Origin of the sequence: Gottfriedia luciferensis (genome assembly GCF_002156865.1) — a bacterium.
In the GTDB taxonomy this organism is placed as follows: domain Bacteria; phylum Bacillota; class Bacilli; order Bacillales; family Bacillaceae_G; genus Gottfriedia; species Gottfriedia luciferensis.
Genome location: NZ_NCTA01000005.1, coordinates 128,906 through 149,915 on the forward strand (window position 1 = coordinate 128,906; position 21,010 = coordinate 149,915).

19 protein-coding genes and 1 other annotated feature are annotated in these 21,010 nt (G+C 32.9%); of the genes, 2 read left to right on the forward strand and 17 right to left on the reverse strand.

The genetic code is table 11. The features are described 5' to 3' along the window. Nucleotides 1–4 precede the first annotated feature (4 nt). On the reverse strand, nt 5–1,207 hold the full coding sequence (locus B7R67_RS06070) for a quaternary amine ABC transporter ATP-binding protein (RefSeq protein ID WP_088068532.1): 1,203 nt from the start codon (nt 1,205–1,207) through the stop codon (nt 5–7). A gap of 393 nt (nt 1,208–1,600) precedes the next feature. Then, nucleotides 1,601–2,692 carry a M42 family metallopeptidase gene (locus B7R67_RS06075; protein WP_407920379.1) on the reverse strand — a complete coding sequence of 364 codons (1,092 nt, stop codon included), beginning with the start codon at nt 2,690–2,692 and terminating at the stop codon, nt 1,601–1,603. Between the two features lie 206 nt (nt 2,693–2,898). Here B7R67_RS06075 and B7R67_RS06080 point away from each other — a divergent pair, with 206 nt between their 5' ends. Next, a complete protein-coding gene (locus B7R67_RS06080; RefSeq protein WP_088068536.1) occupies nt 2,899–3,969 on the forward strand; it encodes a nitric oxide synthase oxygenase in 1,071 nt (356 codons plus the stop codon). A gap of 123 nt (nt 3,970–4,092) precedes the next feature. Then, on the forward strand, nt 4,093–4,908 hold the full coding sequence (locus B7R67_RS06085; protein WP_088068537.1) for an MBL fold metallo-hydrolase: 816 nt from the start codon (nt 4,093–4,095) through the stop codon (nt 4,906–4,908). A 181-nt stretch (nt 4,909–5,089) separates the two neighbouring features. On the opposite strand, the gene B7R67_RS06090 is transcribed toward B7R67_RS06085, so the two are convergent. The 15 genes from B7R67_RS06090 to B7R67_RS22830 form a co-directional block, all read right to left on the reverse strand. After that, entirely contained in the window at nt 5,090–7,402 is a 2,313-nt protein-coding gene (locus B7R67_RS06090) for an L-type lectin-domain containing protein (protein ID WP_088068539.1), read from the reverse strand. Nucleotides 7,403–7,731: 329 nt separating this feature from the next. Next, nucleotides 7,732–8,088, reverse strand: coding sequence for a 50S ribosomal protein L20 (gene rplT / locus B7R67_RS06095; protein WP_025568430.1), 357 nt, complete (start codon nt 8,086–8,088; stop codon nt 7,732–7,734). Nucleotides 8,089–8,129: 41 nt separating this feature from the next. Continuing rightward, nucleotides 8,130–8,330 (reverse strand): 50S ribosomal protein L35, encoded by a 201-nt coding sequence (rpmI, locus tag B7R67_RS06100; RefSeq protein ID WP_025568429.1) that lies wholly within the window; start codon nt 8,328–8,330, stop codon nt 8,130–8,132. Nucleotides 8,331–8,356: 26 nt separating this feature from the next. Further along, entirely contained in the window at nt 8,357–8,857 is a 501-nt protein-coding gene (gene infC / locus B7R67_RS06105; RefSeq protein ID WP_142289526.1) for a translation initiation factor IF-3, read from the reverse strand. A gap of 77 nt (nt 8,858–8,934) precedes the next feature. Beyond that, nucleotides 8,935–9,061, reverse strand: a sequence feature (ribosomal protein L20 leader region). 132 nt (nt 9,062–9,193) lie between these two features. Further along, nucleotides 9,194–10,027 (reverse strand): sporulation protein YtxC, encoded by an 834-nt coding sequence (ytxC, locus tag B7R67_RS06110; protein ID WP_088068542.1) that lies wholly within the window; start codon nt 10,025–10,027, stop codon nt 9,194–9,196. A 111-nt stretch (nt 10,028–10,138) separates the two neighbouring features. Beyond that, nucleotides 10,139–11,074 (reverse strand): primosomal protein DnaI, encoded by a 936-nt coding sequence (dnaI, locus tag B7R67_RS06115; RefSeq protein WP_088068544.1) that lies wholly within the window; start codon nt 11,072–11,074, stop codon nt 10,139–10,141. 14 nt (nt 11,075–11,088) lie between these two features. Then, nucleotides 11,089–12,519 (reverse strand): replication initiation and membrane attachment family protein, encoded by a 1,431-nt coding sequence (locus B7R67_RS06120; protein WP_088068546.1) that lies wholly within the window; start codon nt 12,517–12,519, stop codon nt 11,089–11,091. Nucleotides 12,520–12,556: 37 nt separating this feature from the next. Beyond that, nucleotides 12,557–13,027, reverse strand: a complete 471-nt coding sequence (gene nrdR, locus B7R67_RS06125; protein ID WP_088068547.1) for a transcriptional regulator NrdR — start codon at nt 13,025–13,027, stop codon at nt 12,557–12,559. A 273-nt stretch (nt 13,028–13,300) separates the two neighbouring features. Next, complete coding sequence (gene speD, locus B7R67_RS06130) at nt 13,301–13,687, reverse strand: adenosylmethionine decarboxylase (RefSeq protein ID WP_088068549.1); 387 nt, start codon at nt 13,685–13,687, stop codon at nt 13,301–13,303. A 662-nt stretch (nt 13,688–14,349) separates the two neighbouring features. After that, nucleotides 14,350–15,369: a glyceraldehyde-3-phosphate dehydrogenase gene (locus B7R67_RS06135; protein ID WP_088068551.1), complete on the reverse strand. Its 1,020-nt coding sequence runs from the start codon at nt 15,367–15,369 to the stop codon at nt 14,350–14,352. 92 nt (nt 15,370–15,461) lie between these two features. Then, nucleotides 15,462–16,058: a dephospho-CoA kinase gene (coaE, locus tag B7R67_RS06140; protein WP_088068553.1), complete on the reverse strand. Its 597-nt coding sequence runs from the start codon at nt 16,056–16,058 to the stop codon at nt 15,462–15,464. An 80-nt stretch (nt 16,059–16,138) separates the two neighbouring features. Continuing rightward, a complete protein-coding gene (gene ytaF, locus B7R67_RS06145) occupies nt 16,139–16,789 on the reverse strand; it encodes a sporulation membrane protein YtaF (RefSeq protein WP_088068555.1) in 651 nt (216 codons plus the stop codon). A 58-nt stretch (nt 16,790–16,847) separates the two neighbouring features. Then, nucleotides 16,848–17,681: a DNA-formamidopyrimidine glycosylase gene (gene mutM, locus B7R67_RS06150; RefSeq protein WP_088068557.1), complete on the reverse strand. Its 834-nt coding sequence runs from the start codon at nt 17,679–17,681 to the stop codon at nt 16,848–16,850. Between the two features lie 19 nt (nt 17,682–17,700). Next, entirely contained in the window at nt 17,701–20,325 is a 2,625-nt protein-coding gene (gene polA / locus B7R67_RS06155) for a DNA polymerase I (protein WP_088068559.1), read from the reverse strand. Between the two features lie 247 nt (nt 20,326–20,572). Next, on the reverse strand, nt 20,573–20,752 hold the full coding sequence (locus B7R67_RS22830) for a DUF4177 domain-containing protein (RefSeq protein ID WP_088068561.1): 180 nt from the start codon (nt 20,750–20,752) through the stop codon (nt 20,573–20,575). Nucleotides 20,753–21,010: the final 258 nt, after the last annotated feature.

Below are 21,010 nucleotides of genomic sequence, written 5' to 3' on the forward strand. Positions count from 1 at the left end.
AAAATTAACCTCCCTTTATGTTTAAATCCTCTGTTTTACCCGCTAATGCACCAATAACTGCTCCACGGATAATTACGCCTTTTAATCTATTATTTTTATCTACGACTGCTAATGGAAGAACAGAAGTTGCAAGTGCTCCAATTACATCAGTTAACAAAGTATCTTCATAAACAGACACAATATCTTTCTGCATAACTTCTTCTACCGATTTATTTTCTTTCAGTGCATTTGAAGCATCTTCAGCAGTAATTGCTCCAAGTAGCTTTTGTCGACGATCAACTACAAAAATACTGGAATAACCTTGGTCTCTCATTATTTGTAGCGCTATTCTTGGTCCACGGTCAGGAGTAATTCTTTCAGCACGTTTCTGGACATGAGCTGCCGTTAATACTTTTGATAGATTAACATCTTCTACAAATCGCTCAACATATTCATTAGCTGGATTTACCATAATCTCTTCAGGAGAACCAATTTGCATTATATTACCGTCTTTCATTAGAGCAATTCTGTCTCCAATTCGTAAAGCTTCATCTAAATCATGCGTAATAAAAATAATCGTTTTTTTCATCGACTCCTGTAGCTCTAATAATTCATCCTGCATATCTTTACGAATTAATGGATCTAGCGCGCTGAAGGCTTCATCCATTAATAAAATATCTGTATCACTCGTTAGTGCTCTTGCAAGGCCCACACGTTGTTGCATTCCACCACTTAACTGGGATGGAAATTGATGTTCATATCCTTTTAGCCCAACTATTTCTAATGATTTCAGAGCCCTTTCTGTTCTTTCAACAGATGAAATATTTTGTATTTCAAGACCATATTCTGTATTTTCAAGAATAGTCTTATGTGGGAACAAGGCAAAATTCTGAAAGACCATACTAATTTTTTTACGACGAACCTCTCTTAATTGTTGTGGATTCATTTTTACGATATTCTCGTCATCAATCAATATTTGTCCTGTAGTCGGTTCAATTAATCTATTAAGCATTCTAATCAGAGTTGATTTACCACTCCCTGATAATCCCATCACTACAAAAATTTCACCTGGGTATATTTCAAAGCTTGCGTTATTCACTCCTATTGTTGAACTTGTTTGTTCTAGTATCTGCTTTTTTGAGTACCCTTTCTCAAGTAATTTTATAGCGTTCTTTGGAGATTTCCCGAAAACCTTTGTTACGTTTTTCACTTTAACTTTCGCTTTCATCAACTCACCTCAAAACAATAATTTTTAGTTCACTTTTCGAAATAAAGTTACTCCTGTATATAAAATCAGCCAAGTACTTTAAAAAGTCTTGGCTCCTTAATATTTTAAAATAAAAAGTTTATATCTTGGTACAAATAAAAATCGTTTATGTTAGCTTTAAAGCGCTCATAGAATTAACTTTTTCAATTAATTCCAAGTATCCTTATTTGAAAAGCGTGCATTTATCTTAACAATAAGATATGACAAAATTATTTCAATCAAGTTATAGAAACAATACAATTTGTTTCAATTCAATGAAGCAGGAAAATAAAAGAAGCTTCATTTGACTTGAGAAAAGGTAAGGAATAGAAAAAGCTAGAAAACAAAAAAAACCTCAAATTTGAGGTTTTTTTCTTAGTTATATGTCAATCGGTCTACTGTCTCGCGATCTAATCGTTTAATTACTTCTACGAGTAATTTAACTGTATTTTCATAGTCATCACGGTGAAGAATACCCGAATGAGAATGAATATATCTCGTTGGAATTGTAATTGCCAAAGCTGGAACACCTTTCATCGTTAAATGCATTGCACCAGCATCAGTTCCTCCACCAGGCATTGATTCATATTGATAAGGAATTCCGATTTCATCCGCTACATTCACAACAAATTCACGTAAATCTTTATGAGACACCATCGAAGCATCATATAAAACAATTTGTGGACCTTTACCTAATTTACCTTGAGCTTCTCTTTCAGATACACCAGGCATGTCTCCTGCAACACCAACATCTAATGCAAAACCAATATCTGGCTCAATTTTATATGTAGCTGTTTTTGCACCACGAAGTCCTACTTCTTCTTGAACAGTTCCAACTCCGAATACAATATTAGGATGTGATTGTCCTTGTAATTGTTCTAAAACATCAATTGCTATAGCACAACCGATACGATTATCCCATGCTTTTGCAAGTAATAATTTTTCGTTTTTCATCGTTTGAAATTCAAAATGTGGAACTACTTGGTCACCAGGGCGGACACCGAATTCTAATGCCTCTTCTTTACTAGATGCACCAATATCGATAAACATATCTTTAATATCTACAACTTTTCTTCTTGCTTCAGCACTCATAATATGAGGGGGCTTTGACCCAATGATACCAGTGATATTACCTTCTTTAGTAGAAATAGTCACTCTTTGTGCAAGCATTACTTGTGACCACCAACCACCTATTGTTTGAAAACGTAAAAATCCCTTATCATCAATTTGCGTAACCATAAATCCAACTTCATCAAGATGTCCAGCAATTTTAATTCTTGGTCCATTTGGATCACCAGTTTTAACAGCTATTAAACTACCTAAATTATCAGTTACAACCTCATCAGCAAGTGGAGCAATATATTTTTTCATAACTTCACGAGGTTCATGCTCAAATCCAGCTACACCGTTTGCATCCGTTAGTTCTTTTAACATTTGTAACTTAGCATCTAAAGTAGACAAACTCATCCATCCTTTTTTTATTTAAGATTATGTACAATTTACATTATACATTTAGGAATTCCTTTTGACAAAATCTTATGGAAATTTCTACAATTGCTTGATAGCAATAAATGATTTAAACATATATTCTTTATATTAATTTTCTCCTAAATATTTGTGGGGTATAATAAATGAGCTACCATTTATTAGAATAAAACGATTTGGAGATTAACATGATAACTACTTCTGCTTTATTTAAAGAAGCAATTCAATTTATTTCACAGTGTTATAAGGAACTGAATAAATCTGAACAAATTAACGAACGTTTAAAAAATATTGAGGCTGAGATTCAAGAAACTGGTTTTTACACTCATACTTATGAAGAAATAGAGCATGGTGCAAAAATGGCATGGCGCAATAGCAACCGTTGTATCGGTAGACTATTTTGGGATAAGCTACATGTTTTAGATGCTCGCCATATAAATGACGAAGAAAGTATTGAGCAAGAAATCTTGCATCACATAAAATATGCTACAAATTCAGGTAAAATTTTACCAACGATTACCGTTTTCAAACCAAATCTTGGACCAAGTAATTCTCTTAAAATCCACAATCATCAACTTCTACGATATGCTGGCTATGAAACTAACGATGGAATAATTGGAGATCCAATCTCTATTAACTTCACGAAAGAATGTGAAACTCTTGGTTGGGTAAGTAGTCAAACTAACTTTGATATTTTGCCTATAGTCTATTCATTAAACGGAAACGAGCTAAAATATTTTACCATCCCAAATGAAATTGTCCTTGAAGTCCCAATTGAACATCCAGAATTCGATTTCTCTTCATTAAACGCAAAATGGTATGCTGTTCCAATGATCTCTAATATGATTCTAGAAATTGGCGGAATATCATATAGTGCTGCACCTTTTAATGGCTGGTATATGGGAACTGAAATTGGAGCTAGAAATCTAGCTGATGAATTCCGATACAATATGCTTCCTAAAGTTGCAGACATAATTGGTTTAGATACAAAAAGAAATAGTACTCTATGGAAAGATCGTGCATTAGTCGAATTAAACATTGCCGTTTTATATTCTTATAAAAAAAATGGTGTCAGTATTGTTGATCATCACTCAGCTGCACAACAATTTCTCCAATTTGAAAAACAAGAAACAGAATGCGGTCGACAATTGACTGGAAACTGGAAATGGCTAATCCCGCCTATGTCTCCAGCAACGACGCATGTATTTCATAATCGATACGAAGATACAATCGTGAAACCAAACTTCTTTCAAAGATAATATTTCCTAAAACCTTAATACTGACAAACCTAAAAATTTGGTCAGCTCATTAAGGTTTTTTTTGTTACAATATTACATATCGATTTAATTTTTAAATATTCTTAAAAATAAAGGAGCAACAAAATGATATTATTTCAAAATGACCATGTTACTGTATTTCAAAGTGCCTTATATCAAACGAATTCAACTGTTGTCGAAACTGATGATTGTATAATCGTGGTAGATCCTACTTGGTTACCTAACGAAATTAACGAAATAAAAAGATACATAGAGGCAATAAAAAAAGAGCGTCCGGTTTATCTCTATTTCACTCACGGTGATTTTGATCATATTATTGGTTACTACGCATTTTCGGACGCACAGACGATTGGAAGCGAAAATTTACACAATCATCCGGAAAAAGAAATTAAAGTAGAAAAAATCCGCCAATTTTATAATGATAATTATATTAAACACGATGAACCAATTGTCTTTCCAAGTATTGATTTAATCATTAAAGAAGATGGTCAAAAAATACAGATTGGTCAAACTACTTTACAATTTTCCCATGCACCTGGCCATACGAAAGATGGATTGTTTCTCTATATTGAAGAATTAGGAGTTTGGATTACAGGTGATTATTTATCTGATTTTGAATTACCAATTGTATTTGATAGTGTGAAAAGCTATTACGATACTTTAAACAAAGCAGAAAACCTTTTATCTAACTTTGATAATCACCTACTGATACCTGGCCACGGTCAAATCGCTACAGATAAAAATGAAATAATGAAACGAATAAAATTAGGTAGAGATTATTTACAAAGATTACAAATAGCAGTACAAGAAGAAGATGAAAAAATGATTCGATCATTAGAAAATGAATTTTTATTCCCATCAGGTTTTACGAAATATTGTCATGAATCAAACGTTAAAATTATGAAAAAAGAATTTGTATAACTTTTAGAAAAACAAAAAGTCATCACCATGAGTAAATTTCATAAGTGATGACTTTAAGTTTCTATATTATAATCAAACTTTCAACATTTAAGAATCATATACTAACTCTGCTAAAAAGAGTATTGATTTCCTTTAAGTAAATCTCGTATGCTTCCCCTGCTTTTCCTGCCCTTTCCTGCCCTTATGGTCCATCAACTAAACACCAGCTAATCGTACCATTGTAATTACCTGCAAAGATAGATGGGGTAATTTTTAGTAAAATTCCTTTATCGTCTTGCCAATTTAATGTTACTTCTTCAGTGTTTACTGAATTATGCTCATAAACGTTAACCGGAACGCCTATTGGCATATCTGAACTATTTCCATTTCTATCAATAAATTTTAAAGCACCTTTTAAATAGTGTCCTTGACCATCAGATAAATTTTCTCCTAAAGTAGCAGTAACGCGCCAAGAACTACCTGTACCACGAGTATCTTTAACTCGAATATCCCACTCATTATTTCTTTTAGCATAGACTGGCTCACTTGGTATTTCCATATTTTCAAAACTTACATTTGTAGGTACATTTGTAAAGGTTAAGTTTCCGGTTACATTTATTGTTAATTTCTCTATATTTGATTTTCTATCAGTATCATCTACCCCATAAACTGTTAATTGATGAGTACCTATAGGAAGTTGACTTGCTTGAATAGTGTGTGAATACAGTATATCATCACCTTTAATAACCGTATTAGGCACATTATTAGCAAATAATATTGGTATTCCATTATCTAAAGAATAATATAAATTAATTGAATCACTATCCAAATCATTCCACGTTCCCGAAATGGTAAAATCTTTATCCTTCTCTATAGAAACATCTTTATTTGCATCGTTTAATGAAACTTTTGGAGGACTTTCAACAATAACCTTTATGGATGAAGTTTCTGATAATCCACTATTATCTACTGCTGTAACTTTAAAATTATTTTCCCCTAGTTTCAACTTATCTGATGTAATTAAATAACTCCAAGGTGCTGTCTCATTCAATTTTGGATTATTTAGTTTCTCTGAATGAAGTATGCTTCCATTTAATTCATACATAAGGGTATTCGTTGTATCATCAGGATCATACCAAGTTCCATTTATTAATAATTCTTCACCTACTAAAAGATGAATAGGACTTAATTGACTAATCGTTGTTTCTGGTGTCTGATTTGCTATTATGTCAAAATTTATTGGTAAGGTATAGTAGTTTGCATTATTCCCATAAAAATAAGCATCTTGTGTTATAGGAGTGGTTAAATTTACTTTATTGACCAAAACTTTAAACGAAATCGTAACATCATTATTTTTTGTATTCATATTCCCTATATTGACTTTTAATGATTTATCTGTCCATAAAGAGTCACTTAATTCTCGAGTGCCATCTTTATTTGTTATCTTCATTGAACCAGGAATATACGTTACATTATTGTCTAATGTAGTATTTGCAGTAATATTCGTCCAATCTTGTAATCCAGAGTAATATGTAGCATTAAGATTGTAAGTTAAGATTTTTCCACCTAAAACCTGTTCCTGATCATTAAGGAAAGAATTATCTTCTTTTTTAATCGTTAAATTTACATCCCCATTTACTAATCCTGGTACTTGATCAAAAGCAACACGGTTCATCTGATAATTTCCTCCTGTTGAACCTGTGAACCCCCAATAAACTGAAGTAGCATCAAATACATCAATTACATTTATTGGGACTGTTACTGGTGATAGACCTTGTAATTGATAAGTAATTGAACTAGATTTCGAATCCCATTTAACGGTAAATTTACGCCATGTATCATTTGATAATAAACCAGGAAATTGAACGCCTACATTTCCATCAATATTATTATGTTTCATTGTTCTTCTAAAGGATAATAACACGTTGTAATCAATATAAGTTGATTCTTTCCCAGGATAACTCCAAGCAACGTGATTACCTCTCGTAACATTCGTATCAAAATAACCATCGTAAGGTTTATTGTTAATATATGTATCAAATTCAACGGCAAAACTGTTTTGAATGCCAGTTATTTTAGAGGAACCATTCGTCTCACCAGCATAAACGCCTAGCCCGGAACCAAAATTAGGAGATAGAGCATGGGTCCCTCTTGGGTCATTATGCATAACGAATGCTATACCGTCCGCAGCATTGCTACCCTGGTTACCGAAATACAAGTACATACTTGAACTAAAGTCCTTCGTTAAATCCATTTTATTTACTACAGTAGACCAAATACCCCCCTTTTGATTTTCTAGTGCAGGTGTTAACTGAACAATATTATTATTAATGACTGTACTATTTGAACCAATCGGTGTAGTAAAAATATTCGTTAAATCAATTTTTGAAGGAGGATTATCTTGAACAAGGGCGGCATCTACCTTTGGCACCATCATACTTCCGTAAGTTGGAAAAATTGAAGTCACAAGAATAATCCCCGAAAGAATAAGAGAAAAATATGTTTTATTCTTCATTTCTACCTCCTCTATTTTTTGTTTTAAAAAAGTGCATTTAGTTGGAAAAATATACAAAAACTACTACTTCTTTAAATTAACAGAAAAATATCTCTTTAATTTTTCAACATATGTATAATTTTAAAACTTTGAGTGAACATTTTTTGGAGATTGAATGATTTAAATTCCTTAAAAGAAGAAAAAAAATGTGAATTATTTTTTGAATTTAATTAGATTGAAATGAATTCTTTGGAAGGGTAGTGAGGTGATTGTTCTATAACTAAATAATTACAGTCAAATCAAAAAAAAAATCCTTAACAAGTTAATGTTAAGGATTTTTATCTTATTAATTATTTTAAGTTTGCTTTTGCAGCGTTTGCTAATTCAGCAAATGCTTTTTCGTCAGCAACAGCTAGGTCAGCTAACATTTTACGGTTAACTTCGATACCAGCTAATTTTAAACCGTGCATTAAACGGCTGTAAGAAAGACCGTTCATACGAGCAGCCGCGTTGATACGAGTGATCCATAATTTACGGAAATCACGTTTCTTTTGACGACGGTCACGGTATGCATACATTAATGATTTCATTACTTGTTGGTTTGCAACTTTGAATAATGTATGTTTTGAACCGTAATAACCTTTTGCTAATTTAATAACCTTTTTACGACGAGCGCGTGTAACTGTACCGCCTTTAACTCTTGGCATATTGTTTCCCTCCTAGATATCTATCTAATACGTTATCGTTCTTATTTCATGTTTGTAAGCATAAAGCGGATACGTTTGAAATCCCCTTTGCTTACTAATGAAGCTTTACGTAATTTACGTTTTGCTTTTGTAGATTTGTTAGCGAATAAGTGGCTAGTGTATGCACGACCACGTTTTAATTTACCAGATCCAGTCTTTTTAAAACGTTTTGCTGAACCACGGTGAGTTTTCATTTTAGGCATATCGTGTTTCCTCCTCAAATAAATTATTACTTTTCGTTTTTAGGTGCTAAGACTAAGAACATACTACGACCATCCATTTTTGGGTGTGTCTCAACAGTTGCAACCTCTGCACAAGCAGCTGAGAAACGATCAAGTACTCTTTGTCCGATTTCCTTATGCGTAATAGCGCGTCCTTTGAAACGAATAGACGCTTTAACTTTATCGCCTTTTTCTAAGAACTTAATTGCATTACGAAGTTTTGTGTTAAAGTCGTGTTCTTCAATCGTTGGACTTAAACGAACTTCTTTCATGCTAATAATTTTTTGGTTTTTACGGCTTTCCTTGTCTTTCTTTTGTTGCTCAAAACGGAATTTTCCGTAGTCCATAATACGACATACAGGTGGTTTTGCCGTTGGTGCAACCATTACTAGATCAAGGTTAACGTTTGAAGCTAACTCAAGAGCCTCTTGTTTAGTCTTGATTCCAAGTTGATCTCCGTTAGGACCAATTAAACGAACTTCACGTGCACGAATTCCTTCGTTTACCATCATGTCTTTGCTAATAGTAAAACACCTCCAGGGTATTATAAGAATAATCTTAATTTGTTTTGTTGAAGCAATCCTAACTCAACAAAAAAGTGTGGGTATATAAATACACCCACACTGACAGTATCAAAGTAATTAATGATTCTGTTACCTGATAACAACTTTACGCGTCATCCAGGTGAGAAGCGGGTGCTTCTACTTCAACAAATAAGTATTCTTTTCTTACGTTACTATAACATAGCGACATGATGTTGTCAATATTCGCTTGCTTTGTTCGCAACGAAATTTATTATATCAAAGAAACTTATTTATGACAATGCTTTTTTTTGTTCAATATTTTCATTTCAATTTTTCGTGTGAAAACTCTTGTAATGTATGTATTAGAACTCTTTCCTGAAATATGTTTTGCAATGTTACAATTAACGCTAAATCGACGGTTGATGTGTATAAATGAATGTTTTTAGGAGCAATTGCTGTTAAAGGCACAATTAATTCATTATCAATATATTCCCTGTTTTCTACAAACTTTCCATATTCTTTTAGTACATCTTTTGAAATGGGAAGCAGTAAATGATCATACACATTAAATTTACCATCATACACGATATGCACATCTGGAATAAGAGCTTCTGTCTTAAGTACTTGTTGCCTAAAATTTTCAATAAGGTTTTGATATTCATTTTCTAATTTGTATTCATCTATTGCAATTTCACAAACATAGGCTAGCTGTTTATAATATTCTTTTAAACGGAATGTAATAAATGAATCAAAGCTAAAGCTTACTCCGTCTTTTAAATATCCTGCAATGGCGTGTGAAACTAAATGTTTACTCCTACGAATTTTTTTCTGATTTGGTATACTTCTTCTAGTTCCTCTTAAAATTGATTGGGCGATCGGTATGATTTGATTTTGTTCGTCTTCCTCATAGAAAAAAGATGTATGTAAAATGGATTGAATCCATTTATCTTCTTTTTGAAGTAAAATAAATTGTACTAGTGTCGGAACTAAAATACTTTTTATTAAATCTTCAGTGTTTTGAGGAAATGTGATTAAAATTGTATTGATTTTGTGTCTTCTTAAAAAGTATGGTCTCGATTGCTTTTTTAAGTGTTTTTGTAATCGTTCGTAGACATAAGCTGCATCAATGGGTTCATTGAAAAAAATTTCAATCACCCTGTTCCCCCCTTTCTAGCACCACCTAGTCCTATATATATTAAGGAAATAATTAAAAAATGACGCAAAATCACTATGTTATTTGTGATTTCACGCCATTTTTTGGATTTTTTAAGTATATCTACGATTTGACCCAGAAACTTTTACTGGTTTTGCTAAATATTTAACTCGATCTACAACTCGAGCTGCTTTTACTCTTTCTTCTTCACCACGTTGTGAATAAGTTAAATGATGTTCTAATTGACTTAAATCAGCATTAGAAGTGAAGAATGTTGGTAATTTTTCTAGCATTCGATATTGAAGAATAGTCCCCAATATTTCATCCCTTGCCCAACTTGACATTTGTTCTGCACCGATATCATCTAACATTAGAACTTCTACTTTTTTTACTGCTTCTATCTTTTCTTCTAAAGTTCCCTCGCTAATTGAACTTTTAAGTTCTCGTAAAAATTCAGGTAAATAGACAATCATTGAATTGACTTCTTCTTCTGCTAACTCATTAGCGATTGCTCCAAGAATATACGTTTTTCCAACTCCAAAAGGTCCATGCAAGTAAAGACCTTGACTCGGCTTTCCTTTTTCATAACTTGTAATAAATTGCTTCGCTGCCGAAATTGCTTCAAATCGACCTGAATCATCTAGAGATAAATTTGACATTGAAGCTTGTAGAACATCTTTAGGCAAATACAAGCATTTTATTAATGATTCATGTTTCTTACGTTTATCATTTTTCATCCCATTTGGACAACGATCATATTGAACATCGATTCGCTTTCCTTGGATAACCAAATGAGGATGATACCCTTGTACCATATTCTTACACTCACTAAATGCAGGACAATCATCACAATTTACACTTTGCCCAATATATTCATAAAGCTTCCCTAAGCTATTATCAATCATTTGTTCAGTAATTTCATTTTTATGTTCAGTTAAAAATGAGGCAATTTTTGGGTGACTACGAACTTCTTGTCGCATTTTTCGAAATGTATCTTGAAATTGTTTATTTTTCATTAATGCAGTAAATGCGTTTTGAATTGGTTCCACTTTAGTCCTCCCGGTTAACGTTTCTTCTTATTTTTAAACATTTCTAGTTCTTTTTCTAATCTTTTTCTTTCTTCATCAATCGAAGAATTACTTTGACTACTGCTATCTGGAGTAGTATTTTGTGTTTCATTTGTTGCATTTGATTGAAGCCAATCCGGAACTATTTCAGTACGGATTGCTTTATTTCGTCTGTTACCAGTTCGAGCTTTTGAAGCCACTGAACTTTGTTTTGTTTCTTCAAACTCTTTACGAGCAAGATCCATCGCTTGTTTAACAGTTGTCACACCTTTTCGTGCCCAATGACTAGCAATCTTTATAACATAATTTCTAGAAAGCTTTTTATCTAAACGAATCATCACGTAATCGATCAATACATTTGCGACACCAGGTAAAAGCTTTTGATCGACCATAATTTCTTCGATGATTTTCAAATCTGCTTCGCTTGGTTCAGCACCACCAGATATCTCTTTTAAGTATTGACGAGGTGATATCGTTTCAAAGCATTGAATTAACTTTTCTTCTTGAGTTGTTGGTTTATCATTTACCATTTCCCTATGCTGAATCGGCTGAACTTTTTCTACAATTGTAGGAAGTGCTTCGTGATGTTGGAATTGATACCAATCTCTTGCTTCAAGGCGAAGAGTCTCAATGTTGATTTTATTTTCTTCATTTAACGAACGCATTACAATTGTTTTCATTTGAATTGGATTTATTCCATATAAAAAAGCAAGCTTTAAAATTGTTTCTCTCACTTCTGACGTAAATGAGCGTTTTGGTACAAAGGAATCAGATAGTCCTTCTAAAAACAAGTCATAATCAAAATTTTCCATTTGGACTGAAATTTTAAGTGGCTGGCTTTCTTGTAATATTCTAGAATCATTCGAATTAGAAAGATCATTACTTTGTTGAATTTCATGCAATTGATCTATTGTAATCGTTTGAAAAACCGAATCAAACGAACGAGAAATTTCTCGAAATCCTTCTTTTGAAAATGCATTTCTGCTAAAAAAGTTTTTAGTTCGTTGATATTGAGTTTTCCCAATGGTTTTAAAAAGAAAGATATTTAGAATAGGATCTTCGAAAAAAGAATGAGGATCTAGCGGAGATTGAAGCTCATATAGAAGCTTTTTATTACTATCTACAAATCCTTCATAGACTTTCAGTAAACCAATTCCTTCAAGAATTAATCTTTGTTCATAAATCATTTTTAAATTACATTTCATTCCAAGCATTAAAGAATGATGTGTTAATGTATTCGGATTGAGGTCTGTTTGCTCACATTCACTCCATAGTGTCATATACAAACTTAAAGCTTGGCTACCAATTATTGGTTGATACAACATCGTCAACACTTGTCTATGAAAATCATGTAAATAGCCCGCTGCCATTACAGTATATGGATCCGCAGGTAGAACATCCATCCAATGTTGCTTATCAATAGACATTCAAACATTCCTTTCTTGTATCAAAAGAGCGAAGTATTTATTCGTCTTTACCTCGCTCTTTGTTAATTAAATCTTTTAATTCATCAATGAACACATTTATATCTTTAAATTGACGATACACTGATGCAAATCGAACATAAGCGACTTCATCAATCTTTGATAAATGCTCCATGACCATTTCACCTAATACCTCACTAGGAACTTCAGATGTACCGCTATTTTTCAATTCTCTTTCGATGCTACTTATAATTTCTTCTAGCTGTGATAAAGATACAGGACGTTTTTCACATGCCTTAATAAGCCCTCTTAACATCTTATCTTTACTAAACTCCTCACGAGCTCCCTCTTTTTTAACAACTAAAATAGGATTATCTTCAACTCGTTCAAAAGTTGTAAAACGATGTTGACACTCTTCACATTCACGTCTTCTTCTAATTGAACGCCCTTCATCTACTGGTCTACTATCAAGTACTCTTGTCCCATTAAAATTACATGTTGGACATCTCATCGTTATAGTTCAACTCCAAACACACTATATTGTTTAAACGTATTATTATAACTCTATACTATAACAAATTCAAAATAAACAAAAGTTAATTTCAAAAAGACTGATGTAGTAAATTTTATTGCTAAATAAGCCAGCTTAAACGTACACTATTCATTATTTTAAAGTTTATTGTCACGATTTACTCCACGCAACTACGTTAATTTTTTCCGTTACCAATTTGTACTTTCTTAACGTACAAAAAAGAGAGATGAATAATCATCTCTCTCAGTTTTTTTAGTTACCATTTACAACTTTTACATTATTAACTTGAATGGGACCCATTCCTCTAGGTAACTCAACATTTTCGCGAGTATCAGCTTCTAGTGCCTCAGCGATAAAGTTTGCAGCTACATTCGGATCAATTCTATCACCGCAAGTGTAAACATCAATACTTGCATAACCATGCTCAGGAAAACTGTGAATAGTTAAGTGTGATTCTGAAATGATTACGACACCACTAACGCCATGAGGAGCGAACTTGTGAAAAGCAACTTCACGAACTTCTGCGCCAGAGCGTAATGCAGCATCGACAAAAGTCTCCTCAATAAATTTCATATCATTTAATTTTTCTGTATTACAACCCCATAGTTCTGAAATGACGTGACGACCCATAGTATCCATATTCATTTCCCCCTTAAATAATTTGTCATGACTCCTATTGCGAAAGTATGATCAACTACCACGGGGGAAAGTTAGTCCAAAGAGGTCCTAACCCTTTAAGTAGTTAGTTATACTTTTAGAAGTTCACGAAAGTTAGTATACTTTTTTTAAATTTGAATTGCAAGATAAATTCTTATTTTTTTGTAATTAAATGGTTTAAATGTGAAAAATATGGGGCGGAAAATAATGGTATTGCCAGTAGGACTTCAATTATATCAAGGTAAAAAAGGAAGAGACATGCCTAATAAGAGCAGAAAAAAAAAACAACCTCTTTCAGTGTAGGCTCTATTAAAAAAGAAGGTTTTATGCTCTATTAAAAAAGAAGGTTGATCTCCGTTCCAGGATGCTCGCCTTAAGAGCAGGATCAAGGAGACAGACTAAGAGCAGGAACAAAGGAAGAGCAGGATCAAGGAAACAGGAAAAGATATTAAAAGACTTTAAAGTATTTTATTTCCTCTATGTAATTCTCGCCCATAGTACTTTCCCTGTTCTTTCCTACACTTCCTACACTTCCTGCTCTTCCTGCTTTTCCTGCCTTTAATGCAACTTCAAAAAGGCTAACTGGTGTCCAGTTAGCCTTCTGTATTCGTTTTCAAATTTAAATAAATACGATCTTTCTATTTTCAGACTGTTTCAAGCTTTTTTATTTTAGAAGCCACGATTGAAACTAAGTCAACAACACGTCTTGAGTAACCCCACTCGTTATCATACCAAGCTAAAACTTTAACTTTTGTACCGTCAATTACCATAGTAGATAAAGAATCAATAATTGCAGAGTGTGTATTTGTGTTAAAGTCAATTGAAACTAGTGGCTCGTTACAGTATTCGATAATACCGTTCATTGAACCTTTTGATGCTGTTTCAAATACTTCATTAATTTCTTCAACAGTTACTTCACGTTTTAAGTCAACAACTAAGTCAACAAGTGATACGTTTGGTGTAGGAACACGTAATGCCATACCATGTAACTTACCATTTAAATGTGGAAGTACTTTTGAAAGTGCTTTTGCAGCACCTGTAGTTGTTGGAATAATTGATTGACTACAAGCACGTGCACGACGTAAATCTTTATGTGGATTGTCGATATTTTTTTGATCATTCGTAAATGAATGTACTGTTGTCATTAATCCATTAACAATACCAAATTGCTCATCTAAAACTTTTACAACTGGTGCTAGACAGTTTGTAGTACATGATGCATTTGAAATAATATGATGGTTTTCTAAATCTAATTTATCATCATTTACTCCGATTACTACTGTAATATCTTCGTTTTTACCTGGTGCTGTTAAAATTACTTTTTGTGCTCCAGCAGTAATGTGCGCTTTTGCTTTTTCAGCATCATTAAATTTACCAGTTGCTTCAATAACGATATCAACATTTAGTTCATTCCATGGAAGTAACTCAGGATTTCTCTCACTGATTAATTCAACACGTTTACCATCTACAATTAAATGATCTGCATTTGCAATCACTTCACCATCAAACTTACCATGAACCGTATCATATTTAATTAAGTGTGCTAGAGTTTCAGAAGGATAGCTTGCATTAATCGCAACGATATTATAATCACCATTTTTAATTGCTTGACGGAAAACCATGCGTCCGATTCGACCAAATCCATTTATTGCTACATTTACCATAAGTAAACCCCCAATTAAGTTATACTGTTTTATTAACTCCCCTCAATTAGTATAACACATAAGTTGATTTTTGGTTAAACTATTTACATTATTTATGAAATTATTTTATTTATTAGGTTAATAACTTGTATTTTTGTATCCTCAAGGCTTCCATTGTTATCAATAACATAGTCTGCTCTTGCCGCTTTTTCTTTTACTGGTATTTGAGAAGCTATTCGTAATAACGCATCTTCTTTAGATAATCCATTTCGATTCATTAGACGTTCTAGCTGAGTTTCTTCTGAAACTGTGACTACGATGACTTTTTCAACTAATTCAATCGAGTCACCTTCATATAAAAGAGGAATATCTAAAATAACGAGTGGTTCGCCTTTTTTTAAATAGGTATCAGCTTGTTCTTTCATCACTCGTCTTACTTCTGGATGTACGATTGAATTTAATTGTAAGCGCTTTTCTTTATCGTTAAAAATAATACTTCCAAGAAGTGGTCTGTTAATTTCTCCAGAATCTAATAAAATTTCACTTCCGAAAGCTTCAACAATCATTTTATAAGCAGTTTGTCCAATTTCAACTACTTCTTTTGCAATAACGTCCGCATCAACGATTGGTATATGTAATTCCTTCAAAAAATTCGATACTGTACTCTTTCCACTTGCGATACTACCTGTTAGTCCAAAAATTTTGCCCATAGTTATTACTCCTCACAAAAATAAAGAGGTCCAAACGGAATTAAATCCATTCGGATACACTCTATCTTTTATAATTATTATTACATTTTCATTAATCCAATTAAAATTAAAAATACACCCGGTAAAAAAGTTAATTTTTGTAGCCAAACTGTTTTCGATAAAACATTCCCTAACTTCATTCCAAATAATAAGAATAAAGCACTTGCAGTTGATGTTACTAATGCAGTCAATAATGGTGAAAATCCAAGTAATGATGCTCCTATCCCCGCTCCAAAGGCATCAAGTGATAGTGCAAAGCCAAGTAACAATGCTTCCAAACCATTAATACTACCTGAACGATCTACGTCCGCAGTTGTTGGCTTTCTTAGAATTTTTACAACAACTCCTAAAATTTCAAATTCCCAGTCAATCATTTTCTCTTCGATTTCATTCTTTTCTTCTGTTACTGAATTTGATGCTTTATTTGAACGATAGAATTGAAAAAGTACCCATAACCCAATACAAACAAGTACAAATCCACCGATTCTTTTTGCTATTATTGGAGAAAAAAAGGCTGTAATTGCATGCCCAATCCCCATAGATGTCATTAATATAATTCCTGAACAAGATGCAATTGTAATAATTGATTTTAAAGGAATTCTAACTTTTCGAAGTCCATAAGTAAATCCAACACTACAGCTATCTAAGCTTAATGCGCACGCTAGTAGTAATAATGATAGCATATTTACCATAAAAATAGGCTCCTCTCTTTCGTACTCATGTTATAGTATGAAAGAAAGGAACCGTATGTTAATTTTTTTTAGGCTGACATATTGGACAGTACGATGTTCCTCTTCCACCAACTGTTATTTTTTCAATTGGTTGACCACAATTCTGGCATTCTAACCCCTTGCGACCATACACTTTAATAATATCTTGAAAAGTTCCTATTTTCCCTTGAGAATTGACATAAGAACGAATAGTGCTTCCGCCTAATTCTACAGCTTCTTGTAAAGTAGACGTAATTGTCTCAGCAAGGAGTTTTATTTGTTTTGGTTTCAACGATGAAGCAGGAGTTTCTGGATGAATTTTCGCCCTAAATAAAACTTCATCTACATAAATATTCCCTAAACCAACTACTAATTCTTGATCTAATAAGACAACTTTTATTTTCCGACTTGTATTTTTAAGTTTTTTCCTTAAATATTCATGTGTAAATTCATCAGAGAAAGGCTCCGGACCTAATTTTGCAAGAGGAGGTCCTTCATTTTCTTCACCTTTATTAAATAAGTGCATAGTCCCAAATTTACGAACATCTTGATAACGAAGTTCTGTCCCATCTTCAAATAAAAACCGTACATGTGTATGAGGAGCGACAGGTTCTTCAGTTGGGAACACACGAAACTTCCCTTCCATTCTTAAATGCGAAACGAGCGTAAAGTCACTTAAATGAAAAAGCAAGAATTTCCCACGGCGATTGATGTCTTCAACTGTTTGGCCTATAAGTAATAGTTGAAATTCTTCTATTTCACTTGGTTTCTTAATTATTTTCCCCCATGAAACGATAACACTTGAGATTTTTTTCCCTACTACTAAATCCAATAATGTTCGTCTAACCGTTTCAACTTCAGGTAATTCAGGCATACTAAGTCATCCTATCTATTTATTTTGCTTCAAACCAAGATTCTCCAGAATTATAATCCACTTTTAAAGGTACTAATAACTCAACTGCATGTTCCATTACTTCTGGAACTAATTTTTCTAATATCGCTAATTCTTCTTGTGGAGCTTCTAATATTAATTCATCGTGTACTTGTAAAATTAATTTTGCTTGTAGCTTTTCTGCTTTTAGACGTTCATCCAATAAAATCATTGCTTTTTTAATAATATCCGCTGCACTCCCTTGGATTGGCGTATTCATCGCTGTTCTTTCAGCAAATCCTCGAATATTAAAGTTAGAGCTAGTAATCTCAGGAATGTATCGACGTCTATTTAAGATCGTACTAACAAACCCATCTATTTTGGCTTTTTGTACGATATCAGTCATATAATCTTTTACTTTTGGGAAACTAGCAAAGTATTTTTCAATAAAATTCGCTGCTTCTTTTCTTGTGATCCCTAAGCTTTGTGATAAACCGTAATCACTTATACCATAAACAATTCCAAAATTTACAGCTTTTGCTTGTCTTCGCATATTACTTGTAACTTCTTCTGCACTTACATGGAAAACATCCATAGCAGTTTTTGTATGAACGTCAAAATCATTTTTAAACGCATCCATTAAATTATCGTCTTGAGCTATATGAGCTAATACCCTTAATTCAATTTGAGAATAGTCTGCAGCGAAGATTACCCAATCCTTTTTCGAAGCAACAAATGCCTTTCTAATTTTTCTTCCTTCCTCCAAACGAATAGGAATGTTTTGAAGGTTTGGATCAATTGAGCTTAATCGACCTGTTTGCGCTAATACTTGATTGAAACGAGTATGTACCTTTGAATCTGATTCATTGATAACTTTTAATAAACCTTCTACATAAGTTGAATTTAATTTTCCAACTTGACGGTAATGTAAAATCAAACGGATAATTTCATGTTCTGATTCTAGCCTTTCAAGGACATCAGCAGAAGTTGAATAACCTGTTTTTGTTTTTTTACCAGAAGGTAAATTCAATTTTTCAAACAATATTACACCTAATTGCTTTGGTGAGTTAATATTAAATTTCTCGCCTGCCAAATCATAAATTTTCTCTTCAAGATCTTTTAAAGTATTTGCAAGTTCAGAACCCATTTTACGAAGAGTCTCTTCACGAACAGTAACCCCTTCAAATTCCATATCACCTAAAATGAATGTTAAAGGTAATTCTAGCTCTGTTAAAAGTTCATACTGACTATTTTTTCGTAATGATTCTTCAAGAATATCTTTTAATTTGCTAATTGCAATTGCTTTACGAACTATATATTCTGCAAGTACTTCGGTAGATGGCTGAGTTTGCTTTGCACCTTTCCCGTAAATTGACTCTGCTGTTTGAATGGAAAAATCAATTTTACCATTTACTAAATCTGCAAACTCTTTATTAGATTGTGCAGGGTCATAAATATAGGAAGCAAGTAAAGGATCAAAATTCACCCCTCGTAAACTAATCCCTTTCCATTTCAAAGCAACGTATGCACCTTTTGCATCATAAACATTCTTAGTTGCACGCTCATTCTCAAGCCAATTTTTAAATAAATCTGATTCTAATCCAATAGTTGTTGGAATAAAGAAATGACCATTTTCATTTGAAAGTCCAAATCCTTGAATAGCTTCTGTATGATAATTTTCACCAATCATTTCAATGATTAAGCTTGATTGATCAACTAAATGTTTTTCCTCAATTGAGTCAATTATTTCATAGCTAATTTCTTCAAGTTCTTCAGTTAATTCTGCTACATCCAATTTTGCTAACAATGAAGTAAATCCAAGTGATTTATAAAATTCCGCTATCTTTTTCATGTCCGCTTCAGGAAGAATTGTGTCATTTACGGTTAATTCAATAGGTGAATTTGTATTGATTGTAGCCAATTGCTTGCTCATTAATGCCTGTTCTTTATTTTCACTTAAATTTTGAAGAAGCTTTGCACCGCTTACTTCGTCTAAATGTTCATAAAGCCCCTCTACAGTTTCAAACTGTTTTAAAAGCTTAATAGCAGTCTTTTCACCAATTCCAGGAACACCAGGGATATTATCTGACTTATCACCCATTAATCCCTTCATGTCAATAATTTGTTCAGGCGTAATTTCGTACTTTTCAAATATTGCTGTTGGAGTAAACTCTTCCACTTCAGTAATACCCTTTTTCGTCATACTAACCGTTATACGATCATCAACTAACTGTAATAAATCTCGATCTCCTGAAATCACCTTTACTTCAAAATCTTCTTTAGACGCTTGTCCTGCAAGCGTTCCAATAATATCATCCGCTTCGTAATTTTCTAATTCATAACGCGAAATACCATACGTGTCTAATAACTGACGAACTAGAGGAAATTGCTCACTTAATTCCGGCGGAGTCTTCTGCCTTCCACCTTTATATTCCTTAAATGTACTATGTCTAAATGTAGTTTTGCCTGCATCAAACGCAACAAGTAGATGACTCGGCTTTTCTTCTTCTAAAATTTTCATCAACATCATAGTAAATCCATAAATTGCATTCGTATGAACACCTTTATCATTACTTAAAAGTGGTAATGCAAAAAAAGCCCTATAGGCAATACTATTCCCATCAATTAAAATCAATTTCTTCTTCAAAATAGATCCCCTTTCTAATTACAAATCTTATTATTTAACTTTTTTATGTATAATTTATAGAATTTCCCAATCTTAATCTCTACCTGTTATCTCCTGCTCTTCCTGCTCCTAACATTTTACCATGAACTAATCATAAAAGAAAAAGAGGTCGCCTTTTGATTCAACTATTAAAAGTATTTATCCACTAAAATTGAAAGCTGAATAATTTATGACTTTTAAGAATGAATCGAAAGACTACCTCTAAAAATTAATCGAAGTCGTGTATTTCTCGCTCAAATATTAGTTCTACGCAGGAACCTTCTAATGCTTGTTGATTATTTAAAACCTGGTGAAGCCGCCAACCACTTTTAGCATAATTCCCTACCACGTCGTAGTAATGACGATTTGAGGATTTCGTGTTTACTTTTACAAATTCGTATTCGTACATCGACAAGCTCCCTCCACTTTAATTATGATACTCATAATTTCCCCAATAATTTTAAAAGTAATATGACTAACTCGCTCATTGTTAACGATAACTTTTATCCTTAAGTCACAAAAATGGTTCTTAGCTGTCAATTTTTAATATTTTGGCTCTGTAAAAAAAGAATGTTGACGATTTCCGTTACAGGATGCTCTAAAGAGCAGGAACAAGGAAAGGCAGGATCAAAGTGAAAGGAAAAGAGATTAAATGACTTTAGAGAAT

Coding starts and splice junctions, on each gene's coding strand:
- B7R67_RS06070 (WP_088068532.1), bottom strand. CDS start 1,207: ATGAAAGCGAAAGTTAAAGTGAAAAACGTAACAAAGGTTTTCGGGAAA.
- B7R67_RS06075 (WP_407920379.1), bottom strand. CDS start 2,692: ATGAGTTTGTCTACTTTAGATGCTAAGTTACAAATGTTAAAAGAACTA.
- B7R67_RS06080 (WP_088068536.1), top strand. CDS start 2,899: ATGATAACTACTTCTGCTTTATTTAAAGAAGCAATTCAATTTATTTCA.
- B7R67_RS06085 (WP_088068537.1), top strand. CDS start 4,093: ATGATATTATTTCAAAATGACCATGTTACTGTATTTCAAAGTGCCTTA.
- B7R67_RS06090 (WP_088068539.1), bottom strand. CDS start 7,402: ATGAAGAATAAAACATATTTTTCTCTTATTCTTTCGGGGATTATTCTT.
- rplT (WP_025568430.1), bottom strand. CDS start 8,088: ATGCCAAGAGTTAAAGGCGGTACAGTTACACGCGCTCGTCGTAAAAAG.
- rpmI (WP_025568429.1), bottom strand. CDS start 8,330: ATGCCTAAAATGAAAACTCACCGTGGTTCAGCAAAACGTTTTAAAAAG.
- infC (WP_142289526.1), bottom strand. CDS start 8,857: ATGGTAAACGAAGGAATTCGTGCACGTGAAGTTCGTTTAATTGGTCCT.
- B7R67_RS06120 (WP_088068546.1), bottom strand. CDS start 12,519: ATGTCTATTGATAAGCAACATTGGATGGATGTTCTACCTGCGGATCCA.
- nrdR (WP_088068547.1), bottom strand. CDS start 13,027: ATGAGATGTCCAACATGTAATTTTAATGGGACAAGAGTACTTGATAGT.
- speD (WP_088068549.1), bottom strand. CDS start 13,687: ATGGATACTATGGGTCGTCACGTCATTTCAGAACTATGGGGTTGTAAT.
- B7R67_RS06135 (WP_088068551.1), bottom strand. CDS start 15,369: ATGGTAAATGTAGCAATAAATGGATTTGGTCGAATCGGACGCATGGTT.
- coaE (WP_088068553.1), bottom strand. CDS start 16,058: ATGGGCAAAATTTTTGGACTAACAGGTAGTATCGCAAGTGGAAAGAGT.
- ytaF (WP_088068555.1), bottom strand. CDS start 16,789: ATGGTAAATATGCTATCATTATTACTACTAGCGTGCGCATTAAGCTTA.
- mutM (WP_088068557.1), bottom strand. CDS start 17,681: ATGCCTGAATTACCTGAAGTTGAAACGGTTAGACGAACATTATTGGAT.
- B7R67_RS22830 (WP_088068561.1), bottom strand. CDS start 20,752: ATGTACGAATACGAATTTGTAAAAGTAAACACGAAATCCTCAAATCGT.